Source organism: Rhizobium sp. SEMIA 4085 (assembly GCF_013004495.1).
GTDB lineage: Bacteria > Pseudomonadota > Alphaproteobacteria > Rhizobiales > Rhizobiaceae > Rhizobium > Rhizobium gallicum.
This window is the reverse complement of record NZ_JABEPH010000389.1, coordinates 1-5254: the sequence shown is the minus strand read 5'-3', so window position 1 is coordinate 5254 and position 5254 is coordinate 1. Positions and strand designations below refer to the sequence as shown.

Here is a 5254-nt window from a genome sequence, read left to right as displayed (position 1 = left end):
CCATGGAAGAAAAGCTGCGCTTCGCCATCCGCGAAGGCGGCCGCACCGTCGGCGCCGGTATCGTTGCATCGATCGTCGAGTAATCTTTTAGGCAAGCGGCCCCAGGGCCGCTTGCTTATGACATAAAAATGTAGCAAATGGCGCGCGAGCGCGATTTGCGTCTGCTTCGGCTTCGAGGCAGGCAATGAACAGACAAGGTGGGCCTTAAGGCCTGGAGACTGGAAAGGGACATCGTTTTCGGTGTCCCCTTCGATCTTTGAAACCGGTGGTCCGCCTTAGGAAAAGAAGAACAGCCCGTGCCGTTTTGTTGGCACGCGAAGAACAAACACAAGGATAACGTCGAATGAACGGCCAAAATATCCGCATTCGCCTGAAGGCGTTCGATCACCGAATTCTCGATGCTTCCACGCGCGAGATTGTGTCGACGGCGAAGCGCACCGGAGCTAGTGTCCGGGGCCCCGTTCCGCTTCCGACCCGCATCGAGAAGTTTACGGTCAACCGGTCCCCGCACATCGACAAGAAGAGCCGCGAGCAGTTCGAGATGCGCACGCATAAGCGCCTCCTCGACATCGTAGACCCGACCCCGCAGACGGTGGACGCGCTGATGAAGCTCGATCTCGCCGCCGGTGTCGATGTTGAGATCAAGCTCTGAGCCTGGCTCGAGCGGATTTGGAAGGATTGAACCGATGCGTTCAGGTGTGATTGCACAGAAGGTGGGAATGACCCGCGTCTACAACGACGCCGGCGAGCATGTCCCGGTAACGGTATTGCGTATGGAAGGCTGCCAGGTCGTTTCTACGCGCACTGTGGAAAAGAATGGCTATACCGCAGTTCAGCTCGGTGCTGGCCAGGCGAAGGTTAAGAACACGTCCAAGGCGATGCGCGGCAACTTTGCCGTCGCCAACGTCGAGCCGAAGGCCAAACTCGCAGAATTCCGCGTTTCGGAAGACAACCTGCTCGAGGTCGGCACCGAGCTCAAGGCTGGTCACTTCGCTGCAGGTCAGCTCGTCGACGTGACGGGTACGACAATCGGTAAGGGCTTTGCCGGCGCCATGAAGCGCCACGGCTTCGGCGGTCTGCGCGCCACGCACGGTGTGTCCGTTTCGCACCGTTCGCATGGTTCGACGGGTTCGCGTCAGGATCCAGGCAAGGTTTTCAAGAACAAGAAGATGGCTGGTCACATGGGCCAGACGCGCGTAACGACTCAGAACCTGGAAGTAGTTTCGACCGATGAAGATCGCGGTCTGATCCTGATCAAGGGTGCAGTACCCGGTTCCAAGGGTGCCTGGATCATCGTGCGCGATGCCGTCAAGTCGGCAGCGAAGTAAGGAGCCGGACCAATGGAATTCAACGTCAAGACCCTCGAGGGAAAAGACGCAGGGAAGGTTTCTCTCTCTGACGCGATTTTCGGCCTCGAGCCCCGCGAAGACATTCTTGCCCGCGTCATCCGCTGGCAGCTTGCCAAGAAGCAGCAGGGCACGCACCAGGCAAAGGGCCGCGCGGACGTTTCGCGCACCGGCGCCAAGATGTACAAGCAGAAGGGTACGGGCCGGGCTCGTCACCATTCTGCTCGCGCTCCGCAGTTCCGCGGCGGTGGTAAGGCTCACGGCCCGGTCGCACGAAGCCACGAGCACGACCTTCCGAAGAAGGTTCGCGCTCTCGGCCTGCGCCACGCTCTGTCGGCCAAGTTCAAGTCCGAGGACGTCATCGTCATCGACAATCTGGTCGCTGCTGAAGCAAAGACCAAGGCTCTCGCATCCGTTTTTGAGACGCTGGGCCTGACCAATGCGCTCTTCATCGGCGGCGCTGAGCTTGACGGCAACTTCAAGCTTGCAGCAAAGAACATCCCGAACATCGATGTTCTGCCGATCCAGGGCATCAACGTTTACGACATCGTGCGCCGCGGCAAGCTCGTGCTTTCCAAGGCTGCCGTTGAAGCTCTAGAGGAGCGTTTCAAGTGACCGATCTTCGCCACTACGATGTGATCGTCTCGCCGGCGATCACCGAAAAGTCCACGCTGGTATCGGAAAACAACCAGGTTGTTTTCAACGTCGCCAAGGCGGCCACGAAGCCGGAAATCAAGGCTGCAGTCGAGGCGCTCTTCGGCGTCAAGGTCACGGCCGTCAACACTCTGCTCCGCAAGGGCAAGACCAAGCGTTTCCGCGGTTTTGTAGGCAAGCAGAAGGACGTGAAGAAGGCTGTCGTGACGCTGGCTGAAGGCCAGACGATCGACGTCTCCACCGGTCTCTGAGGAATAAGAAAATGGCATTGAAAACATTCAATCCTACGACCCCGAGCCAGCGCCAGCTCGTCATCGTTGACCGTTCTGGCCTGTGGAAGGGCAAGCCGGTCAAGGTGCTGACGGAAGGCCTGACCTCCAAGGGTGGCCGCAACAACGCCGGCCGCATTACGGTCCGCTTCCAGGGCGGCGGTCATAAGCGCACCTATCGTCTCGTCGACTTCAAGCGCCGCAAGTTTGACGTCGAGGGCACGGTCCAGCGTATCGAATATGACCCGAACCGCACGGCATACATCGCGCTCGTAACCTACACGGACGGCGAACAGGCCTACATCCTCGCTCCGCAGCGCCTCGCTGCCGGCGACAAGGTCATCGCTTCCGACAAGGCCGTCGACGTGAAGCCGGGCAACACCATGCCGCTTCAGTTCATCCCGGTCGGCTCCATCATCCACAACGTGGAAATGAAGCCGGGCAAGGGCGGTCAGATCGCACGTTCGGCTGGCGGTTACGCACAGCTCGTCGGCCGCGACCAGGGCATGGCGATCCTTCGCCTGAACTCGGGCGAGCAGCGCCTTGTCCACGGCACCTGCCTGGCGACGATCGGTGCCGTTTCCAACCCGGACCACGGCAACATCAATGATGGCAAGGCCGGCCGTTCGCGCTGGCGTGGCAAGAAGCCGCACAACCGCGGCGTCGTCATGAACCCGGTCGACCATCCGCACGGCGGTGGTGAAGGCCGCACCTCGGGTGGCCGTCATCCGGTCACCCCGTGGGGCAAGCCGACCAAGGGCAAGCGCACCCGGTCGAACAAGTCGACCGACAAGATGATCATGCGCTCGCGTCATCAGCGTAAGAAGTAAGAGAGGAAGTCTCCAATGGCTCGTTCAGTATGGAAAGGTCCGTTCGTTGACGGCTATCTTCTCAAGAAGGCTGAGAAGGTTCGTGAAGGCGGACGTGCAGAAGTAATCAAGATCTGGAGCCGTCGCTCCACGATCCTGCCGCAATTCGTCGGTCTCACCTTCGGCGTCTACAATGGCAGCAAGCATGTTCCGGTCAGCGTCAATGAAGACATGGTCGGTCACAAATTCGGTGAATTCTCTCCGACCCGGACCTATTACGGTCACGGTGCGGACAAGAAGGCAAAGAGGAAGTAACAATGGGCAAGGCAAAAGCCGAACGCCGGCTGAAGGACAACGAGGCGCAAGCAGTCGCCCGCACGCTCCGCGTCAGCCCACAGAAGCTCAACCTGGTTGCTGCGGCCATCCGCGGCAAGAAGGTTGACCGCGCACTCGCTGAGCTGGAGTTCTCCCGCAAGCGCATCGCAGGCGCCGTCAAGAAGACGCTCGAATCTGCGATCGCCAACGCCGAGAACAACCACGATCTCGACGTCGACTCGCTGGTCGTAGCAGAAGCCTATGTCGGCAAGTCGATCGTCATGAAGCGCTTCCACGCTCGTGGCCGCGGCCGTGCATCTCGCATCGAGAAGCCGTTCGCCCACCTGACGATCGTCGTCCGCGAAGTGCAGGCACAAGAGGAGGCCGCATAATGGGTCAGAAAATCAATCCAATCGGTTTCCGTCTTGGCATCAACCGCACCTGGGATAGCCGCTGGTTCGCGGACAATGCCGAGTACGGTCAGCTCCTGCACGAAGACCTGAAGATGCGCAAGTTCGTCATGAGCGAACTGAAGCAGGCTGGTATTGCAAAGGTCGTCATCGAGCGTCCGCACAAGAAGTGCCGCGTCACGATCCACTCGGCTCGCCCGGGTCTGATCATCGGCAAGAAGGGTGCAGACATCGACAAGCTTCGCAAGAAGCTGTCGGACATGACGAACTCCGAAACGCACCTCAACATCGTCGAAGTGCGCAAGCCGGAAGTCGACGCGACGCTCGTCGCACAGTCGATTGCCCAGCAGCTGGAACGCCGCGTGGCTTTCCGCCGCGCCATGAAGCGCGCTGTTCAGTCGGCAATGCGTCTTGGCGCCGAAGGCATCAGGATCACCTGCGCAGGCCGTCTCGGCGGCGCGGAAATCGCTCGTACCGAATGGTACCGCGAAGGCCGCGTTCCGCTGCACACCCTGCGTGCGGACATCGATTACGGTACGGCTGAAGCCGAAACCGCATTCGGCATCTGCGGCATCAAGGTCTGGATCTTCAAGGGCGAAATCCTTGAACACGATCCGCTGGCCTCCGAGCGCCGCGCACTCGAGGGTGACGCTCAGGGTCCGGCAAGCCGTGATCGCGATCGTCGCCGCGACAACGCTTGATAGCGTTGGTGGCAGATAAGTTCGGAGAATAAGAAAATGTTGCAGCCAAAGCGTACCAAGTACCGCAAGCAATTCAAGGGCCGCATCAAGGGCGTCGCCAAGGGTGGTTCCGACCTCGCCTTCGGTGAATTCGGCCTGAAGGCTCAGGAGCCCAACCGCGTCAACGCACGTGAAATCGAAGCGGCCCGCCGCGCGATCACGCGCTACATGAAGCGCGCCGGCCGTGTATGGATCCGCGTGTTCCCGGACGTTCCGGTAACCGCAAAGCCGACCGAAGTCCGCATGGGTAAGGGTAAGGGTTCTGTCGAATATTGGGCATGCAAGGTCAAGCCTGGCCGCATGATGTTCGAGATCGACGGCGTCACCGAAGAAATCGCCCGCGAGGCGCTTCGTCTCGGCTCGGCCAAGCTCTCGGTCAAGACGCGCTTCGTTCAGCGCATTGCAGAGTAAGGAGAGGCAGATGAAAGCCGAAGAAGTCCGCGGCCTCACGGCCGATCAGCTCAAGGACAAGCTCGCCAACCTCAAGAAGGAGCAGTTCAACCTGCGCTTCCAGAAGGCAACCGGCCAGCTCGAAAAGTCCTCGCGCATCAACGAAGTCCGCAAGGACATCGCCCGCGTGAAAACCATTGCCCGCCAGAAGGCGGCAGAAGCAAAGGCGTAAAGGAAAAATAACATGCCGAAGCGCATTCTGCAGGGCGTTGTCGTTGGCGACAAGAACGAGAAGACTGTCGGAGTTCGCGTTGATCGCCG

General features: G+C 59.9%; 10 protein-coding genes and 2 pseudogenes. All 12 read left to right on the top strand.

Annotated elements, in window-relative coordinates; all coding sequences use genetic code 11:
• Nucleotides 1-83, top strand: a pseudogene (locus tag C9413_RS27240) (elongation factor Tu); the annotation flags it as partial.
• Nucleotides 84-343: 260 nt separating this feature from the next.
• On the top strand, nt 344-652 hold the full coding sequence (rpsJ, locus tag C9413_RS27235; RefSeq protein ID WP_003547547.1) for a 30S ribosomal protein S10: 309 nt from the start codon (nt 344-346) through the stop codon (nt 650-652).
• 34 nt (nt 653-686) lie between these two features.
• Complete coding sequence (gene rplC, locus C9413_RS27230) at nt 687-1328, top strand: 50S ribosomal protein L3 (RefSeq protein WP_022718392.1); 642 nt, start codon at nt 687-689, stop codon at nt 1326-1328.
• A 12-nt stretch (nt 1329-1340) separates the two neighbouring features.
• Complete coding sequence (rplD, locus tag C9413_RS27225; RefSeq protein WP_022718391.1) at nt 1341-1961, top strand: 50S ribosomal protein L4; 621 nt, start codon at nt 1341-1343, stop codon at nt 1959-1961.
• Nucleotides 1958-2251, top strand: a complete 294-nt coding sequence (locus tag C9413_RS27220; RefSeq protein ID WP_022718390.1) for a 50S ribosomal protein L23 — start codon at nt 1958-1960, stop codon at nt 2249-2251. Before rplD ends, C9413_RS27220 begins: the two co-directional genes overlap by 4 nt.
• An 11-nt stretch (nt 2252-2262) precedes the next feature.
• Nucleotides 2263-3099: a 50S ribosomal protein L2 gene (gene rplB, locus C9413_RS27215; protein WP_039844639.1), complete on the top strand. Its 837-nt coding sequence runs from the start codon at nt 2263-2265 to the stop codon at nt 3097-3099.
• Between the two features lie 15 nt (nt 3100-3114).
• Entirely contained in the window at nt 3115-3393 is a 279-nt protein-coding gene (rpsS, locus tag C9413_RS27210; RefSeq protein WP_007531666.1) for a 30S ribosomal protein S19, read from the top strand.
• 2 nt (nt 3394-3395) lie between these two features.
• Nucleotides 3396-3785, top strand: a complete 390-nt coding sequence (rplV, locus tag C9413_RS27205) for a 50S ribosomal protein L22 (protein WP_022718388.1) — start codon at nt 3396-3398, stop codon at nt 3783-3785.
• Nucleotides 3785-4504: a 30S ribosomal protein S3 gene (rpsC, locus tag C9413_RS27200; RefSeq protein ID WP_022718387.1), complete on the top strand. Its 720-nt coding sequence runs from the start codon at nt 3785-3787 to the stop codon at nt 4502-4504. The genes rplV and rpsC overlap by 1 nt, the downstream gene beginning before the upstream one ends.
• Before the next feature lie 36 nt (nt 4505-4540).
• Entirely contained in the window at nt 4541-4954 is a 414-nt protein-coding gene (rplP, locus tag C9413_RS27195; RefSeq protein WP_022718386.1) for a 50S ribosomal protein L16, read from the top strand.
• A gap of 10 nt (nt 4955-4964) precedes the next feature.
• On the top strand, nt 4965-5165 hold the full coding sequence (gene rpmC / locus C9413_RS27190; protein WP_022718385.1) for a 50S ribosomal protein L29: 201 nt from the start codon (nt 4965-4967) through the stop codon (nt 5163-5165).
• Nucleotides 5166-5177: 12 nt separating this feature from the next.
• Nucleotides 5178-5254 (top strand): annotated as a pseudogene (locus C9413_RS27185) (30S ribosomal protein S17); the annotation flags it as partial.

Bases quoted from the DNA above. Each gene is read 5' to 3' on its own strand.
- rpsJ (WP_003547547.1), top strand. From the start codon at position 344: ATGAACGGCCAAAATATCCGCATTCGCCTGAAGGCGTTCGATCACCGA.
- rplC (WP_022718392.1), top strand. From the start codon at position 687: ATGCGTTCAGGTGTGATTGCACAGAAGGTGGGAATGACCCGCGTCTAC.
- rplD (WP_022718391.1), top strand. From the start codon at position 1,341: ATGGAATTCAACGTCAAGACCCTCGAGGGAAAAGACGCAGGGAAGGTT.
- rplB (WP_039844639.1), top strand. From the start codon at position 2,263: ATGGCATTGAAAACATTCAATCCTACGACCCCGAGCCAGCGCCAGCTC.
- rpsS (WP_007531666.1), top strand. From the start codon at position 3,115: ATGGCTCGTTCAGTATGGAAAGGTCCGTTCGTTGACGGCTATCTTCTC.
- rplV (WP_022718388.1), top strand. From the start codon at position 3,396: ATGGGCAAGGCAAAAGCCGAACGCCGGCTGAAGGACAACGAGGCGCAA.
- rpsC (WP_022718387.1), top strand. From the start codon at position 3,785: ATGGGTCAGAAAATCAATCCAATCGGTTTCCGTCTTGGCATCAACCGC.
- rplP (WP_022718386.1), top strand. From the start codon at position 4,541: ATGTTGCAGCCAAAGCGTACCAAGTACCGCAAGCAATTCAAGGGCCGC.
- rpmC (WP_022718385.1), top strand. From the start codon at position 4,965: ATGAAAGCCGAAGAAGTCCGCGGCCTCACGGCCGATCAGCTCAAGGAC.